The sequence below is a fragment of the Prevotella sp. HMSC073D09 genome (genome assembly GCF_001814145.1).
In the GTDB taxonomy this organism is placed as follows: Bacteria; Bacteroidota; Bacteroidia; order Bacteroidales; family Bacteroidaceae; genus Prevotella; species Prevotella conceptionensis.
In genome coordinates this window covers 1-379 of the sequence record NZ_KV815014.1, presented here as the reverse complement: position 1 = coordinate 379, position 379 = coordinate 1, and the positions used below count along the sequence as shown (strand labels likewise).

The 379-nt window shown below is 48.3% G+C and carries 1 pseudogene; it reads right to left on the bottom strand.

The window, feature by feature from the left end:
• Positions 1–379, bottom strand: a pseudogene (locus HMPREF2955_RS00565) (IS4 family transposase); the annotation flags it as partial.

The following is a 379-nucleotide window of genomic DNA, read 5'->3' as shown; positions in this document are numbered from 1 at the left end:
CTGATCTGATACACTTCAAAGGCTTTTACGAAAGACATCGTGGTGTCCGTGGTGAGCAGGACGTTCCATGAGGAGTTCCTACCATACTTGATGAGGAAGATTCTAACAGGTATGTCTCCCAAGTTGCCGTTGAGCTGAATGTATCGACATTTGTACTTACGGCAGTTCTTTCCCCGTTCGCGTTCATAGGTGGCAATGAGTTCCGCTGCATTTTTCTTCCTGCCTGATACGGTGTATCTCGTCTTCCCCATCTTTGCAAGTCCGACAAAGTGCATTGCACCTTTACCTATGCCCCTGACGCATGCCATAAGCTGTTCGCAAGTGAACCAACTGTCGGTAATCACATACTTCGCATGTAACCCCATCTTCCATCCACGGC